The 16,803-nt window shown below is 29.7% G+C and carries 20 protein-coding genes; 3 read left to right on the forward strand and 17 right to left on the reverse strand.

Translation table 11 applies throughout. The annotated features are described in order from the left end of the window. Positions 1-118: 118 nt before the first annotated feature. From B5E92_RS01190 to B5E92_RS01205, 4 genes are all read right to left on the reverse strand, one after another. Positions 119-601, reverse strand: coding sequence for a peptidylprolyl isomerase (locus B5E92_RS01190; protein ID WP_087298594.1), 483 nt, complete (start codon positions 599-601; stop codon positions 119-121). Position 602: 1 nt separating this feature from the next. After that, the gene (locus B5E92_RS01195) at positions 603-881 is read right to left on the reverse strand and encodes a hypothetical protein (RefSeq protein WP_087298595.1); all 279 of its coding nucleotides are present in this window, start codon (positions 879-881) and stop codon (positions 603-605) included. 296 nt (positions 882-1,177) lie between these two features. Then, the gene (gene rlmH / locus B5E92_RS01200) at positions 1,178-1,657 is read right to left on the reverse strand and encodes a 23S rRNA (pseudouridine(1915)-N(3))-methyltransferase RlmH (protein ID WP_087298596.1); all 480 of its coding nucleotides are present in this window, start codon (positions 1,655-1,657) and stop codon (positions 1,178-1,180) included. Beyond that, positions 1,647-2,396 (reverse strand): MBL fold metallo-hydrolase, encoded by a 750-nt coding sequence (locus B5E92_RS01205; protein ID WP_087298597.1) that lies wholly within the window; start codon positions 2,394-2,396, stop codon positions 1,647-1,649. The genes rlmH and B5E92_RS01205 overlap by 11 nt, the downstream gene beginning before the upstream one ends. A gap of 169 nt (positions 2,397-2,565) precedes the next feature. On the opposite strand from B5E92_RS01205, the gene B5E92_RS01210 reads away from it, so the two are divergent. Beyond that, the gene (locus tag B5E92_RS01210) at positions 2,566-3,150 is read left to right on the forward strand and encodes an AAA family ATPase (protein ID WP_087298598.1); all 585 of its coding nucleotides are present in this window, start codon (positions 2,566-2,568) and stop codon (positions 3,148-3,150) included. Between the two features lie 227 nt (positions 3,151-3,377). Here the strand turns inward: B5E92_RS01210 and rpmE are convergent, their stop codons facing one another. From rpmE to B5E92_RS01245, 7 genes are all read right to left on the reverse strand, one after another. After that, complete coding sequence (gene rpmE, locus B5E92_RS01215) at positions 3,378-3,581, reverse strand: 50S ribosomal protein L31 (protein WP_087298599.1); 204 nt, start codon at positions 3,579-3,581, stop codon at positions 3,378-3,380. Positions 3,582-3,688: 107 nt separating this feature from the next. Continuing rightward, a complete protein-coding gene (locus B5E92_RS01220) occupies positions 3,689-4,957 on the reverse strand; it encodes a UDP-N-acetylglucosamine 1-carboxyvinyltransferase (RefSeq protein ID WP_087298600.1) in 1,269 nt (422 codons plus the stop codon). Between the two features lie 379 nt (positions 4,958-5,336). Then, positions 5,337-6,203 carry a class II fructose-1,6-bisphosphate aldolase gene (fba, locus tag B5E92_RS01225; RefSeq protein ID WP_087298601.1) on the reverse strand — a complete coding sequence of 289 codons (867 nt, stop codon included), beginning with the start codon at positions 6,201-6,203 and terminating at the stop codon, positions 5,337-5,339. Between the two features lie 385 nt (positions 6,204-6,588). After that, the gene (locus B5E92_RS01230) at positions 6,589-7,332 is read right to left on the reverse strand and encodes a TrmH family RNA methyltransferase (protein WP_087298602.1); all 744 of its coding nucleotides are present in this window, start codon (positions 7,330-7,332) and stop codon (positions 6,589-6,591) included. Beyond that, positions 7,322-7,594 (reverse strand): hypothetical protein, encoded by a 273-nt coding sequence (locus tag B5E92_RS01235; protein WP_087298603.1) that lies wholly within the window; start codon positions 7,592-7,594, stop codon positions 7,322-7,324. Before B5E92_RS01235 ends, B5E92_RS01230 begins: the two co-directional genes overlap by 11 nt. A gap of 16 nt (positions 7,595-7,610) precedes the next feature. Next, entirely contained in the window at positions 7,611-8,162 is a 552-nt protein-coding gene (locus tag B5E92_RS01240; protein ID WP_087298604.1) for a GNAT family N-acetyltransferase, read from the reverse strand. 63 nt (positions 8,163-8,225) lie between these two features. Beyond that, entirely contained in the window at positions 8,226-9,290 is a 1,065-nt protein-coding gene (locus B5E92_RS01245) for a metallophosphoesterase (RefSeq protein WP_087298605.1), read from the reverse strand. A 72-nt stretch (positions 9,291-9,362) separates the two neighbouring features. On the opposite strand from B5E92_RS01245, the gene B5E92_RS01250 reads away from it, so the two are divergent. Continuing rightward, positions 9,363-10,169: a methyltransferase domain-containing protein gene (locus B5E92_RS01250; RefSeq protein ID WP_087298606.1), complete on the forward strand. Its 807-nt coding sequence runs from the start codon at positions 9,363-9,365 to the stop codon at positions 10,167-10,169. On the opposite strand, the gene B5E92_RS01255 is transcribed toward B5E92_RS01250, so the two are convergent. The 5 genes from B5E92_RS01255 to B5E92_RS01275 all read right to left on the reverse strand — a co-directional run bounded on the left by B5E92_RS01255 (position 10,144) and on the right by B5E92_RS01275 (position 14,459). Continuing rightward, complete coding sequence (locus B5E92_RS01255) at positions 10,144-10,443, reverse strand: DUF1294 domain-containing protein (protein WP_087298607.1); 300 nt, start codon at positions 10,441-10,443, stop codon at positions 10,144-10,146. The two genes, B5E92_RS01250 and B5E92_RS01255, sit on opposite strands and share 26 nt — an antisense overlap. Positions 10,444-10,488: 45 nt before the next feature. Then, entirely contained in the window at positions 10,489-11,055 is a 567-nt protein-coding gene (locus B5E92_RS01260) for a hypothetical protein (RefSeq protein ID WP_087298608.1), read from the reverse strand. A gap of 20 nt (positions 11,056-11,075) precedes the next feature. Beyond that, the gene (locus B5E92_RS01265) at positions 11,076-12,224 is read right to left on the reverse strand and encodes an NADP-dependent malic enzyme (protein ID WP_087298609.1); all 1,149 of its coding nucleotides are present in this window, start codon (positions 12,222-12,224) and stop codon (positions 11,076-11,078) included. Between the two features lie 148 nt (positions 12,225-12,372). After that, complete coding sequence (locus B5E92_RS01270) at positions 12,373-13,323, reverse strand: hypothetical protein (RefSeq protein ID WP_087298610.1); 951 nt, start codon at positions 13,321-13,323, stop codon at positions 12,373-12,375. Between the two features lie 398 nt (positions 13,324-13,721). Continuing rightward, positions 13,722-14,459, reverse strand: coding sequence for an acyl-[acyl-carrier-protein] thioesterase (locus tag B5E92_RS01275; RefSeq protein WP_087298611.1), 738 nt, complete (start codon positions 14,457-14,459; stop codon positions 13,722-13,724). 265 nt (positions 14,460-14,724) lie between these two features. Between B5E92_RS01275 and B5E92_RS01280 the strand changes: the two genes are divergently transcribed. Then, on the forward strand, positions 14,725-15,213 hold the full coding sequence (locus B5E92_RS01280) for a hypothetical protein (protein WP_087298612.1): 489 nt from the start codon (positions 14,725-14,727) through the stop codon (positions 15,211-15,213). 8 nt (positions 15,214-15,221) lie between these two features. Here B5E92_RS01280 and B5E92_RS01285 read toward each other — a convergent pair whose 3' ends face one another. After that, entirely contained in the window at positions 15,222-16,760 is a 1,539-nt protein-coding gene (locus tag B5E92_RS01285; protein ID WP_087298613.1) for an LTA synthase family protein, read from the reverse strand. Between the last annotated feature and the right edge of the window lie 43 nt (positions 16,761-16,803).

Consider the following 16,803-nt stretch of genomic DNA (forward strand, 5'->3'; position numbering starts at 1 on the left):
TCGTAAAGTTTCAATTCACAAAAATACTAGCTTCTATAAAAGAAGCTAGTATTCAAATCATCCGGTTAGTTACTACCTCTACGTTATTAAAGCCTGCTATCCAAACCTATTTCCCATTTTAAACACGTTTAATTGTTTTAATCACAATTGGCTCATTTGGACAATCTTGAAAATTTCTTGGCGCATTAGCAATTTTATCAACTACTTCCAATCCATCAGTAATTTTACCAAATGCTGCATATTCACCATCTAAATGTGGTGCTGCTTCGTGCATAATAAAAAATTGTGATGATGCCGAATCTGGTATCATTGTTCGTGCCATTGATAGTACTCCACGAGTATGTAACAAATCATTTTTCACGCCATTACTGCTAAACTCGCCTTTAATACTTGGTGCTTCATGATGGTTAAAACTTGCATCATATCCACCTCCTTGAATCATAAATCCAGGAATAACGCGGTGAAAAATTAATCCTGCATAAAAATCTTGATCAATTAAATCTAAAAAATTCTTTACAGTTATTGGTGCAACTTCAGGATATAATTCTCCTTTCATTACATCTCCATTTTCCATTTCAATTACAATATTTACAGTTTCCATTTTATTCTCCTTTATCAACAATTCTCGCTTCAATTAATTCACTTTGCATTTTCTTATCTTTTCTTTTCTTATTTAAAAATAATAAAACAAGAATAATAAGTGCCAATACTATTAATACCCAAATAATCGTATCAACCAATTTAAATTGATATGCTGTCGCTACGATCAAACACAAATTTATAACTTCAAACGTTCCTGATAACTTATGTTTTCCATTCACCAGAAAGTTTAACGCTAAAGCTGTACAAACAAACATGCTAATTACCAAAACAACTTCCACAGTCAACGCCTCCTTTTTTCATATCATATCATGCTTACACTTAATAAAACAACTTCTATTTAAAATATCTTAAACATATCCAATTATCACAAATATAATTTTTACTTATTAATTTTATCACAACTAATTAAATCATAATTTTTTTAATACTTATGTAATTTTTGATAAAAAGATAGAAATTTAAGAATAATATATTTGCTAATCTATCCTTCATTTATGAAATACATTTTTTACTGCAAAAAGGGGCACTTTGTTGCCCTTATCCATCATTTATTTTTACTTTTTAAATTATTTAATTATTTATGATACGGCTCATTTTTCATAATTTTAAATGCTCGATAAATTTGCTCTACCAAAACCAAACGCATTAATTGATGCGGAAAAGTCATTTTTGAAAAACTTAAGCGTAAATCAGCTCGATCTAATATTTCTTCACCATGGCCTAAAGAACCACCAATAACAAAATCAATCGTACTTTTTCCTGAAATCATTGCACTTTCCATATTGTTAGCTAACTCAACTGAATCTAACTGTTTTCCATCAACATCCAATAAAATAACATAATCATCTTGTTTGATTTTATCTAACATCCTTCGTCCTTCTTTAGCCTTTATAATTGTCTCCTCAGACAAAGAACAGTTATTAGGAATACTTTCATCGCTAACTTCATATACTTCAACTTTACAATATGCTTGCAATCTTTTTAAATATTCTTTTATTCCTGCTACTAAATACTTTTCTTTTAATTTTCCAACACAAATAATTTTAATCTTCACGTTTGCCTCCACTAACTACATCAACTTGACTAGCTACTTTAATATTTTCAAAATCAACACCATTTTCGATAAAAATCTGATGATAGGTAGCCAAAGCTTTTTCTTTTGTATTGGCTTCTTCACTTAAATGTGCTAAAACAATTTCCTTAGTTTTATCCCCAATCATCTCAACCATCAATCGAGCACTGTATTCATTGTTTAAATGCCCAGTGTCACTTTGTATTCTTTGTTTTAAAAAAAATGGTCGTTTAGTTGCCATTAACATCTCAATATCATGATTACTTTCAATAATATAATAATTTAGATTGTGAAGATACTGACGATTTTTTTGCGATACATAACCAGTATCAGTCATATATAAAATATTTTCTTTACTCCCTTCAATTACAAAAGCCAATGGGCTTGTTGCATCATGAGAAATACTTAAGGGCAATATTTTATATCCACTTAACTGTATTTCTTGATATGGCTTTAAAATATGGCTATCGTCAACATCTTTTATACACCCTTTTCCACAAAAACAGATTTTAGTGTCAAAAATACCAATATTTTTATTATGGTCATAATGATCATGAGTTAATAAAACAACATTAATATTGCTTTCATCAAAACCCAGACTTTTTAATTTGAATAACAATTGTTTCCTAGTGATACCACAATCTATCAAAATGCCAACCCCATGGTCAAAAATAAAAGTACTATTTCCCTTTGAACCGCTTGCTAATACATGAAATTCCATTTTTCCTCCTCTTTATTTACAATATTATACAAATAAACATAAATAAAAACAATTATTTTAATCTCATCAAAATGCAAATTTAATTTTAACGTAAATTATTTCTATAAATAAAAAAAGTATCATCATTACTATCATTTGTGATAAAATATTAAATAAAGGGGGATTTATTATGCCTAGAATAATTACAATTGCCAGAGAATACGGTTCTGGTGGTCGCTTAATTGCACAAAAAGTAGCCGAAAAAGTTGGTTTATTCTACTACGATAATGAAGTAATTGATTTAGCGGCAAAAGAAATGGGAATGGATGTTGATGCAATTCGTAAAGTTTCTGAACAAAAATCTTCAAGCTTTATGTATACAATGTCGTCAGCAGCGTTCAGCTTACCTTTAAATGACCAAGTTTTTGTTATGCAATCTAAAATCATACGCCATCTAGCTAATCATGATTCATGTATCATTGTTAACGGATGTGCCGACTATATTTTAGAAGATTATGATGATGTTTTAACCATCTTTATTCACGCCCCATTAGAGTCAAGAATCCATCGTGTTAAAGAAGTATATAAAGAACAACATGATGATTATAAAAAATATGTCATGAAGCGCGATAAAGGACGTAGTAATTATTATAACTACTATACCACTAAAAAATGGGGTCATTTAAAAAACTTTGATTTAACAATCAATAGTGATTTAGGTATCGAACGAGTTGCCCAAATTATCGCTGATATCTATCTTCAAGATAAAAAATAAACAACAAATATGCTTTTCTATGCTTATTTAAAACCAATTTAAATAAGCTGAAAATACTCTTGCTGCTGTTTCTCCTGCTTTCCCATTGCAGATCTAATGATTGCCTTTGCCCGAGAAGCAGCAGCTAGGGATTAATAGCTATAATTTTATTTACATAATATTTCAAGTCTTATTTTTAAATAAGATTTTTTATTTTGCACAAAAAAAGAGGCCGAAGCCTCAATCGATTATTTTAAACCGTATTTCTTATTGAATTTTTCTACTCGTCCATCAGCACTAGCAAATCTTTGTTTACCAGTATAGAAAGGATGACAATTAGAGCAAGTATCAACACGTACTTCGTCTAATACTGATCCTGATTCAAATTCGTTTCCACAAGAAGTACAAACGACTTTTACTTTTTTGTAATTTGGATGAATTCCTTTTTTCATTTTCTCAATCTCCTTCCGCCTTATAGTCCTTTGACTACAAAGTAAGTTGCCATAGTATAATAACATTAAAATATTAAGATTTCAAGACATTTTTTCTAATTTATCAATTAATCTTCAACTTGACGTCTTGTAATGACTGCACCAAGCGAAATTAATTTATGATCAATATTTTCATAGCCACGATCAATGTGATAAACATTACCAATTTCTGTAACACCATCTGCCAATAATGCAGCAACAATCAATGCCGCCCCACATCTTAAATCAGTTGCATAAACTCGATTACCATGCAATTTAGTTGGCCCATTGACATAACACATCGCTTCTTCTTGATCAATTTTCGCTCCCATTGAATTTAACTGATAACAATGTCCAAATCTTTCTGGATAAATAGTTTCTACCACCTGAGAAACTCCTTGACATTGCGTCAACAATGCTGTTAATGGCTGTTGTAAATCAGTTGCAAAACCTGGATACACTTGAGTACGAATATCCACTGGTTTTAAGTTTTCTATACCACCATGAACAATTATACTATCACCAATTATATCCATTTTTACGCCGACTTCTTTCAGTTTTGAAGTAACCGCCTCTAAATGTTGTGGGATAACATTTTGAACAATCACTTTTTCTCCAGCCGCAGCTGCTATAATTAAAAATGTTCCAGCTTCGATACGATCAGGAATAATTTCATGATAGCATCCATCAAGTTTTTCTACCCCTTCAATAGTAATCGTATCAGTACCAGCACCACGAATTTTAGCTCCCATTTTAGTAAGCAAGTTGACTACATCGATAATTTCTGGTTCTTTAGCTGCATTTTCAATTGTTGTTTTTCCTTCAGCTTTAACCGCTGCTAATAAAATATTAATAGTTGCTCCTACTGAAGCAAAGTCTAAATAGATTTTATTTCCTACTAAACGTTCTGCCTCAATTGTATAAGTTCCATTTTCACAATAATTAACAGTCGCCCCTAAAGCTTCAAATCCTTTGATATGTAAATCAATTGGACGAGGCCCTAAAAAACACCCACCAGGCATTTTCATAGTAACTTTTTTACATTTCCCAAGTAATGCCCCCATTAAATAATAAGAAGCTCTAAGTTTATCAACAGCTTCGCTTACTAATGGTTTATTTATTAAATTTGATGGATCAACAACAAGCTCTCCATCACCCTTTATAACTTCACAATTCAATTCTTTCAATAATACTCCTAATGCATCTACATCAGAAATATTGGGTACACCATATATAGTCACAGGACTATCCGCTAAGACAATCGCAGGAATTAAAGCTACGGTAGCATTTTTCGCACCACTTATAACCACTGTTCCATTTAATTTATGTCCGCCTTCAATAGCAATTACCTCACTCATTTTAGTCCTCCTTTATTTTTTTCTACGTTACTACTATATATTAAATTATAGGCAAAAACAACCTAAATTTAAAATTTAATTTCACAAATGATTTTAGTCAAATCTAACTTATCACCAAAATAAAACAAATGAGTTTATACTATTTTAAAACCAAACTTTATAACCGTCAATATAAGTTTAAAACTATCCTAAATGAATTATAAATAGATATCCTAAAACAACAAACTCCTATATAACAATCGTTAGTTTGCTTATATTAACAGCCGCTTTGATCATTCAAGCTCGTGGTCAACATCTATATTGTAAATATAATAATTTAATTGACTATAAAAAAAGAATCCCACCATTAAGTGAGATTCCTAAATTTAAATATCTTCTATTATGCTTTACCAATGCATCCAAAGATTTCCATTTTTTCTTTAACACATTGTTGAATAGCTGCAGCACCTGGTGCTAATAATTTACGAGGGTCAAATCCTTTACCTTCTAAATCTTTTCCAGCTTCAATGTATTTTCTTGTTGCTTCTTGGAAATATAATTGACATTCAGTATTTACATTGATTTTAGAAACACCTAAGTTGATTGCTTTTTTAATCATATCTTCAGGAATTCCAGTTCCACCATGTAATACTAATGGCAATTTTCCAGTTTCTTGTTGGATAGCATCTAATGCATTAAAGTCTAAACCTTCCCAATTTTCTGGATATTTACCATGAATATTTCCAATACCAGCTGCTAAGAAATCTACTCCTAAATCAGCGATCATTTTACATTCTTTTGGATCGGCTACTTCACCTTTTCCGACAACACCGTCTTCTTCACCACCGATAGATCCTACTTCTGCTTCTACAGAAACACCTTTTGCATGGCATAATTCAACGATTTCTTTAGTTTTTTCAATGTTTTCTTCAATTCCATAATGAGAACCATCAAACATGATTGAAGAGAAACCAGCATCTAAAGCAGCTTTAGCTCCTTCATAGCTACCATGGTCTAAGTGTAAAGCTACAGGTACAGTAATTCCTAATGAATCAACCATTGCTGATACCATAGCTGCTACTGTTTTATAACCAGTCATATATTTAGCAGCACCTTCAGATACTCCTAAAATTACTGGCGCTTTTAATTCTTCTGCAGTTAAAAGAATAGATTTTGTCCATTCAAGATTATTAATGTTAAATTGACCAACTGCATAATGTCCTTCTTTTGCTTTATTTAACATTTCTGTTGCTGAAACTAATCCCATAATAAATTCTCCTTTTCTTTTTTCTGTTATAATAATACTATTATTTCCTCTAAATTTCCATAAAAACAATGAGTTTTTTTTAGTTAAAAAAAGAAAATGACACTTAATCAAGTCATTACCGATAGAAAACAGCCATACAAAACAGATACCAGTGGGAAATATATCGTTTTATGGTAAATACATCGTGTCATTTTCTTTAGATACAGGAGAGATAGTACTAAAACATATATTTGGAGAACAATTAGAATAGCAATCACTCCTAACAGCCTTTTAAAGCTGGTCAAAATATTTTGACAGTTTTATTATATTATATTTTATTATTATGTCAATAATATTTTATCATTAACATTTACATAAAAAGGTGCGCTCCCAAATAACACACCTTCTAATCTCTTAAAACCGTTTTATCTATAAAATTATCTTTAGAAAAATAACACAGCGTTATTCCTAAAGCCATTGATAAATTTAATGAGTCTATTTTATCTGTATGTGGTATAAAGATTGATTGGCCATAATTCAAATATTCATCAGGTAAGCCACTGCTTTCATTACCAAATACTAATGAATATTTTTTTTCAGGTATTTTAAAACGATGGATATTTTCAGCTCCCTTTAACATCAAAGGATAAATATTTCGATCAGGATATTTAGCTAAATATTCATCAAAACTATCATAATAAGCAAAATTAATATTAAATACTGCCCCCATCGAAGAGCGAATTACTCGAGGAGAAAACACATCAACCCCTGGACGGATAATCGCTAAATCATTGTAACCAAAACCAAGCATAGTTCTAATAATTGTTCCCATATTACCCATATCACCAGGATTTACCAATACCACATGATTTCCATCATTTAATACACTTGGATATTTTTTTATAATTGCTATTGCAAAACAATTATCTTTTTTAGACAACTTATTAATTGTTTTATCACTCTCAACTACTTCAATATGATGCTTTTGACAAAGTTCACTAATCAAAGCTACTCCTTGGTTTAAATGTGAATTACTCTTTAGATATACTCTGATTACTTGTTCAGGTTTGCTTTTTAATAATTCAATCGTCTCAAAAACTCCTAATGTATATGTATAATCAAAATCTTTTTGATATGTTTTAATTTTCATCTGATAAACCTTTCAATAAATTAATTTGTTTCTTTAGATCAGCTTGCAATGAAATAAAATGATCTTTATCATAATCCACTCCTTGATCTATCAATTCAAATAAATCATTATATTTATCATACGCTAATTCTAATAAAGAGATTTGAATTTCTAAATCTATTTCATTATTTGCATCCTGCACAGTTCGATTTATATCTTTATATTTATCTTTAAAAACTTGATCCAAATCCACTTTTTCCTTTTTCTTTTTAAACAATCCCATTATTTAAAACCTCCTTTTAATCTTTAGTTTCTAGTAACTTACAATATGATATTACTGGTTTAGGATTATCTGGATGTTTACCAACAAACTTTTCCATCCAAATCATATCATGCCATTTATTAAATTTATAACCACATTTACTAAAATAAGCAACCTGACGATAGCCATTTTTTTTATGAAAAGAAATACTATCTTGATTATCACTACTAATACAAGCATTCATATTAATGATATTTTGCTTTTTAGTGATTTTTTCTAATTCTCGATAAAGAGCACTACCAATTCCTTGACCACAATAGTTAACATCAACATAAATCGAAGTTTCTACTGCCCAATCATATGCAGCCCTTTGTTTAAATGCTGACGTATATGCATATCCTACAATTTGATTACCATCTTTAGCTACCAAATATGGATACTTAGCCACTGTCGTTTTTATTCTTTGTTCAAACTCCAAAAGAGTTGGCACTTTATATTCAAAAGAAATTGCCGTTTTTTCTACGTAGGGCCGATATATTTCTAATAAACGCGCAGCATCTGTTAATTTAACAGTTTCAATAACAATCATATTTATCTCCTTATCTTTTGACATTATAACACGGTCAATAATATTTAAGCAAAAATATTTAGTTTAATTACTAATCAAGTTAACAACTAAAATTTCACTATGCCTAGAAGTACGCATTGCATAGCCCCAGGTTCCCATCCCAGATGTTACAATAGCATTAAAATTCCCATCAGTTTCCATTCCATAATTTAAATCATTAACATTAATTAAATTATAAAAATATTCTAGTGGAAAAATTTGACCGGCGTGAGTATGACCTGATAATTCTAAATCAATCCCTTGTTCCTTACTAATATCGTATTCATGAGGCTGATGATCTAATAAAACTAACGGCTTATCTTTATCTAAATTACTCGTTAAATTTTCAAGAGCTACACGACTTTTCACTGAATAATCTTGCCTGCCAATTAAATATATATCATCAAGTTGTACAACCTGATCAAGTAAGACCTGAACGCCAATTTTTTCTAGATTATCAACAACATTAAACTCTTTTAACGGACTACCACCTTGAAAACCAATTTCATGATTCCCCTCAACATAATAAACCGAAAAATCTGCTGCTAATTTAGAAAAAACTTCCAGTGAATAATCAAATTCTTCTTGTGTTGTTCCTTCATCATAAATATCCCCAAGCAAAACAATTGCATCAGGATTAATTTCATTAGCTTCATCATTGATCTTATCCAAATCATCCTTACCAATAGCCGTACCTAAATGAACATCAGAAACTACCATCAATCTTTTATCTTCAAAATTTTTATTTATTTCAACATCATAAGTAGTAACAACTATGTTTTTAGCATTATAAATACCATAACCACTTAAAATAATACTAATAACCAAAGCAATTATCCCACGGCGATAAATCAATTTAAAATAACGATTTAATTTAGTTTTAAATAATATTAAATTAATAATATCAAAAACAATAAAACAAAAACACGTATTTACTAGAAAGCCAAATACATTCATACTAATCCGACATAAAAAAATCAATACTACAATAATTAAAAAAGTAATTAATTTAGCTTCCTTAACAGGACGAAAAACTAAATGGGTATGATACGTCAAATAAACAGTCATTATGGCAACTAAAGCCATTTCCATTAATGTAAACCAACTCATAAGCCATCTCCTTCGATAAAACATTATACCACAGATTAGAATTATGTTATAATACTTTGCGAGGTGAAACAAATGCACAAATTAGCTTGTCCAAAATGCCATCAGGCACTAATCCAAGAAGGAAACTCATATAAGTGTATCAATAATCATTGTTACGATATCGCAAAATCTAAATATATCAATCTATTATTAAACCCTGATAAAGCTTCTAATAATCCCGGCGACAGTAAAGAAAGCTTACAAGCTAGAAAAGCTTATTTAACTAAAGGATATTATGATATTATATTAAATAATGTTATTAGTCTTATTAATAAATATCAAAACAATCAACAATTAGAAATATTAGATTTAGGTTGTGGTGAAGGTTATTATACTAATGGTTTAAAGAATGCTTTTAAAAATGATAATATTTATGGTTTAGATATTTCTAAAGAGGCTATTAATATGGCTACAAAATATACTAAAGATATCTATTGGATTGTCGGTAATAGTAAAAATATCCCAATCTTAGATCACTCACTTGATTTTATTACTGCTCTATTTACTGTAGTTAATCAAAAGGAACTAGAAAGAACTTTAAAACCTGGTGGTTATATTATCCATGTAACTGCTAACCCTAATCATTTAATTGAAATCAAGGAACTGATTTATGATGAAATCAAAGTCAAAAGTGATAAATATATTCGTTTAGATTTTAAAAACGTTGAATCTTTTGATTTAGTTAAAACTATTGAAATCCCAAATCGTGAAGATGCTTTAAATCTATTGAAAATGACACCACATTATTACCATATCAAAAAAGAACGCCGTAGCGTTCTAGATACTCTTGATAAATTAAATGTCACAATTGATGTTAAAATAACAGTTTATCAAGTATAACTGTAAAACTTTGTTTTACTAATAATAAATATATTAATATTTGTATTAACAAAACGATTGGAACACCCCATTTAAAAAGGGGTGTTTTAGTTTTATGTCTAAAAACATACATTGCAATAAGTGCTCCTACTCCACCACCAGCTATCGTTACAGCAAAAAGTGTTTTTTCAGATATTCGCCAATAATGATGTTTGGCTTTATATTTATCAGTTCCATATAAAATAAATGCAATCACATTAACAATAAGTAAATATATATAAATATGTCTATCCATCATAACACCTCATTTAGACAAAAAGATTGAGAAAATCTCAATCTTTTACTTTGAATAAAAAAATCTAACCATCTTAACAACATTCATCCGACTTTTTTCAAAAATAATCCGGGCTGGAATTCTTTTTAACTCCCCGCAATCTAAAAAGATAATCACCAGACCCTTTTTAGTTTCTTCATATCCAACAATAGTGACCCAATGCCACAAATCATCACGAATCGCTCGACGCCGATGAGTTAAAATCAATAATCCTAATGGATGACCATCATCAATACTGGCACAAACAATTTTGTTTGCATCAACCACTCGAGGACGACGAATGATTTGATAACTACAATCATTTAATAATTTACTAAGGCGACGGGCATAAAGATAAACATAAGGAAAACCTCGTTTACCAGGTTCCATTACCTTAAACATTTCATTCATATAATCAAGATACTCTCGCTTATCAAATTCCGTTTCCTTTTTAGTATAATATATGAAAATATCTGTAGCACTAACACTGGCACAACCTGCTTTTCTAGCCCATGAATCAATAAACCAGTCTTGATTCCCACCATGACCTATTAATTGTTTATTTTCATATACTTTAGGATAATCTAAAATCATCCCGTCCACCTCCTTTGTGCTTATTTAGCTTCTATTACCGCTTTTCTTACAGCTGGTACAACTCTTTTATCAAAAGCATCAGGAATTATATAATCTTCTTTTAACTGATCTTCAGGAATAATATTAGCAATCGCTTTAGCACAAGCTATTTTCATTTCTTCAGTAATATTATCAACTCGTCCATCCAAAGCCCCTCTAAAAATACCTGGGAAAACTAAAACGTTATTGATTTGATTTGGATAATCACTACGTCCTGTTGCTACTACTCGAGCCCCTGCTTCTAACGCTAATGATGGTTCAATTTCTGGTTGTGGGTTAGCCATGGCAAAAATTATCGCATCATTGTTCATTGTTTTAACCATTTCAGGTGTTAATACATTAGCTGCTGATACTCCAATAAATACATCACTACCTTTAATAGCATCTACTAAAGTACCATGCATTTTATCTAAATTAGTTACTTTAGCAATTTCTTTCTGGGCACTATTCATCCAGCTTTCACCAGTACATACAATCCCTAAACGATCTACCATAGTAATGTTTTTAACGTCTAGTTGTAATAATAATTTACAAATACTAATTCCTGCACTTCCAGCACCATTAATAACCACTTTAACTTCACTCATGTTTTTCTTAACTAATTTTAAAGCATTAATCAATCCAGCACTAACTGCTATTGCTGTACCATGCTGGTCATCATGGAATACTGGAATATCTAATTCTGCTTTTAAACGTTCTTCAATTTCAAAACAACGTGGTGCACTAATATCTTCTAAATTAATACCCCCAAAACCAGGTGCAATATATTTTACTGCTTTAATAATTTCTTCTGTGTCTTGAGTATCTAAACAAATTGGATATGCATCAATATTGGCAAATTCTTTAAATAATACCGCTTTACCTTCCATAACTGGCATCGCTGCTTTAGGTCCAATATTTCCAAGTCCTAATACTGCACTTCCATCAGTTACAACTGCAATACTATTGCCTTTACCTGTTAATTCATAAGCCTTATCTTCATCTTCTTTAATAAGAGTGCAAGGTCTTGCTACTCCTGGTGTATAAGCTAAAGCCATATCATCCATACTACTAACTTTTACTTTTGAAACTACTTCTAACTTACCTTTATTACTACGATGTAATTCTACTGCTTTATCATAAATATCCATCTTTACTAACCTTCCTTTTTATAATTTGTATACAAAGTCATTATAATACAAATAGTTGACTATTTGTTGTAAAAATAAAATTATTTTATCAACAAAAAAACTAATCTTGTAAAATGGTTAATTAACCATCTTATAAGACTAGCTTATTTTAATATGTTATATCACTAACAGCCCCACAACCACTACAACGATAACCAACAACAACAACTTCATCATAAGCTTCACTATCTTGAACCCATATTGGTCGAATATTAATTGTATATCCAGCATTTTGACTACAATTTTCACTATGACCATTTTCATATCCGCATTCATTACATATTGCCACTTCGACTTCTTCATAATGTCCAGTTGCTTCAACGTGACGTATTTCAGTTATTTCTTGCCAGCTATGATGATGAGTATTGGAATTATTATCAGATTGCTGATCATTAGAATTAGATGGTCGTTGATTAGTAGAACGCTCATTTTCAGTTTCATCATCTTCTAAAGATTCTGGGCTTGTTGCATTTTCGATTGTTTCTTCACTAACATCTGTTACTGTTCCATCACTTTTACTCACTAACTGATTATTATCACTATAAACAAAATTACCAGCATCAGCTAAAGTAATAGCTTCTTCTAAAGTGATGACATTTATTTTTTTATTAACAACAATTTCTTCAACTTCATCTTCATTAGCAGTGCTGCTTTCTTTTAAATATTCTGCCAGTTTTTTAGTTTTAGCTCCTATAGTATATTTTATTTGATAACTACCTGGAGTTGCTAAATCAACCTTTGAATCATCAACATTTATATACTTAATAATTTCACTATTACATTGAATATTATAAAAATAATTAATACCTGTAGCATTTTGAACAATATAACGATCGCTAATCCCAGTAACCAGTCCTTTTAAATCACTTTCATCATGTGTTTTTTTAATATTATTATAAATTTTATCTTCCTGTTTTTGATACACTGGTTTATCAGTCTTAAAAGTATATAAACAACCACCAATTACCGCAATTGTAATGAAACCTAAAAATACCGATGTGACTATTTGTTGTTTTTTAGTTGACCACAAAAATTTTTTTAATTTCTTTTTTATTGCCATAACGATTACCCCTTAATTTAATCTTAGCCCATCAGTTAAAAACAGTCAATTTATTTTATATCAATAATCATAATTTTATCACAACTAAAGCATAATTTTTATTAGTTTTTATAGTAATTTTAAAGATTTATGATATAACTAATAACATTATTTATATCACTAAAACATCACATATGAATATATGAGTCAAAAAAATCTAGTACCAATGTACTAGATTTTTTATGGTATTTGATTTTAAGTTAGGAAAAAAGCCCTTGGGACGGGGCTTTTTAAATATCTGTATTCTATACGGGAAAACGAATACTATTATAGATATTTGGGACAAAAATATAATAGCATATAATTAATAAAAATATTTTCAAATATTGAAAATCTATTTTCATCGTATGAAAATTTTATTAGACCGCAACTAAATAACCACCAAATTCAAAATAATCAATTTCTTCATCTTCCGATTTAAAAACAATCTTGACATATTCATCATCAATATAACGATATATTTTAGCAACTGTCCCCGGTGCCATTTCTTTTTTAAAAAAAACACTCACTTCACTAAAATACTTATTATCAAACTCTTCTATTGCAATAGCATCTAAGGCCCATTCAATATAACGACTATTATTCATATGCTGATTGACATCAACATCGCTATATAAAACCTGGCGTTTCATTACATATGTAAGTTCTAAGTCTTTTTTTATTTCATGATAACTTTCGATAGTATATTGATACGGTTTTAATTCCGGCATCACAATACCCGCTTTTTCCGGCTTAATAATTCTCCGATTTTTTAAATCAATCAATGTCCACAAAGAATACATAGCAGCAATTTCATCACCGTTTTCATCATTTACCCAGTAATTACGAATGAATTGTATTCTTTTTCGATCAGCTGCTCGAGTATGCAATACAATTTTCTCATCTACTTTAATTGGTCTTTTTAAAACCATCGTTTCTTTTGACAGAACAAAACCATAATGATCTCCTAATTCAGGATTCCAAATTCCAACTTTAATCGCATTTTGAGTCGCTAAATCTGATAATTTAGAAAATAAAGCTGAAATACGATAATTTCCCTTATAATCTGCTTCCTGACATTCGACCGTTAAGTTTAAGCTTGAAACAACATTTTGCATACGACCACCCTTTTCAATTAATACTATATATAATTGTATCTATATTTATTAGAAAAACAAGTTATTATTTACTAATATTACATTAATGTTTTTTTACCATATCTACCACCAATGAAGTGTTTTTTATAAAAAATAGTAATTATAGAGTTATTTTTTTATCATTTTTCCATTTTTATGTGTTTTTTTGCTATTTTTAATAAATTTTATATAGGCTTATTACTAATTTTCTAGTATAATAATATTATTGAAAGAAGGAGTATAATTAATGGATAATATTTTTGCTGTTTTACCTATTTTGGTATTCTTGGCACTACTATGGTTTACTTATACTAATATCTCATACGCAGTTACTTTGTATCGGGCCAAGAAAAATGATCATACATTATCTTTGTGTCTAAGTGATACTGGTAAATACTTTTATATAGCGTTATTGATCTTATATTTGATTTTATTTGTAACTTGCGTTTCTTTAATGGTGTTAGCTATTCTTAATGATATCAATGATCTTTATGCACCATTAAATATTTTAACAGTCGGAACAATTATTTTCTGTTATTTGTTTCAACAAATTATCTTTGTTGGACAACGTCAAATGATGATTGGACGCGTAAAACTTGATTACCGTCGTATCAAAAGAGTTACTTATCCTAAAGAAACAAAATTACGTTTTATTTATGGACAAAAATCATATGAAACAAATATACGCTTTGTTGATGATTTCAAATTAAAAAAAGCATTACAAAAAACACGTTAAGGGATACGTTAAGTATCCCTTTTATAATTCTTTTGGCGTTCATGCCATTTTCTTTTTTTAATAACATCTTTTTGTTCACCAGCTAAATAACAGCGGTATAACTCCGAACGTTTCTTTACTTCCTGATTGATCTTTTTAAAACCAAATCTTTCAATTAAAGTTTTTTTACCAGAGAATAAATTCACGCCTAAACCTAATTGATCACCATCAATTTTTGCCCCTAACGCTGCTAACATCGTTGGATATAAATCAATAACTGAAAATTTTCTATTTTCACAATATTCACTTGAAATCGGACTATTAATAATACAATTATAAGGTGTTCTAATATAGTCATGATCTAAATGTTTAAAAAACTTTTCAGACATACTATTATGATCACCAGTAATTACAATCGTTGTATTTTCATACCAGCTTTGTTTTTTACACCAATTAATAAATTCATTAACCTGCTTAGATTGACAAGCAATTACATTAGCATATTGATTATCATATTTATGCTCACAACAATCACAAACATATCCATCTGGTGTATGAGTATCAATAGTTTCAATTACAAAATTAAATGGTTTATCACCAGCTGCTAATTTAGTTATATCTTCTTTAGCAAATTTAAACAACTTTTGATCTTCATAACCCCAAAAAACAAAATAATCACTGCTAATTCGTTTCTCTTTAATCGCAGTATCATAATCAGATATAATATAATTACCATGCTGCTTATAAAAATTCGATGTACAGGCAAAGTTACTATCAGAACCCATTATTACTTCATTAACATACCCATTCTTTTCTAGTACTTCTCCAATAGTATAAACACCACTTAAAAAACTAGAATCGTTATCATATGATTTAGCAGTAATCGGCAATAATAATGGTATTCCGGATTCTTGTGCTACTATTGATGCAATAGTCCATTGAGTACCCTCTAATGTATAACTTCCACCTAGTTTATCTTGATGTGAGAAATTTATGTTATCATTTGCTAAAACCTCTAATTCTGGCATATAAGATTCTTTTTGAGCACCACCAGATTCTTTAGACATATATGATGTTTCTACTGATTCTAAATATAAATGAATTAAATTTCTTTTTTTATCAGGAAATGTAATATTTACATATCTAGGATCAACATAGTATTTCTCATATAAATCACTCTTTTTGACCATATCAAACACATAGCTAATAATTTGATAATTATAAATCGCATAAAATAAAGCTAAAACAACAGCAAAAATCCCAATCGTAATTAGATTTTCATGAAGATATAAATTTAATCCTTCAATCGGTAAATGAAAAAGCGTCCAGCCAATAGCAAAAGTTATTACAAAGCTGCCAGGAACAGTATGAATAAACCAATCTGCATAAATTCCATCATCAGTACCATCCATCGGGACTTTAGCATGAAAAATCATTTGATTTAATGTTTTAACCGAAAAAGTAAGATTTCCCCATCTTATCGAAGCAATAATCAATACCGCTAAAAATAGCAATATTGCTCCTACTGTCTCTTCAACAGTAACTAATTCTAATAATCTTTTTAACATTTATACCAGTCCTCTGTATTATTTCTACCCATTGTAACATAGC

Source organism: Erysipelatoclostridium sp. An15, assembly GCF_002160675.1.
In the GTDB taxonomy this organism is placed as follows: Bacteria; Bacillota_I; Bacilli_A; order Erysipelotrichales; family Coprobacillaceae; genus Thomasclavelia; species Thomasclavelia merdavium.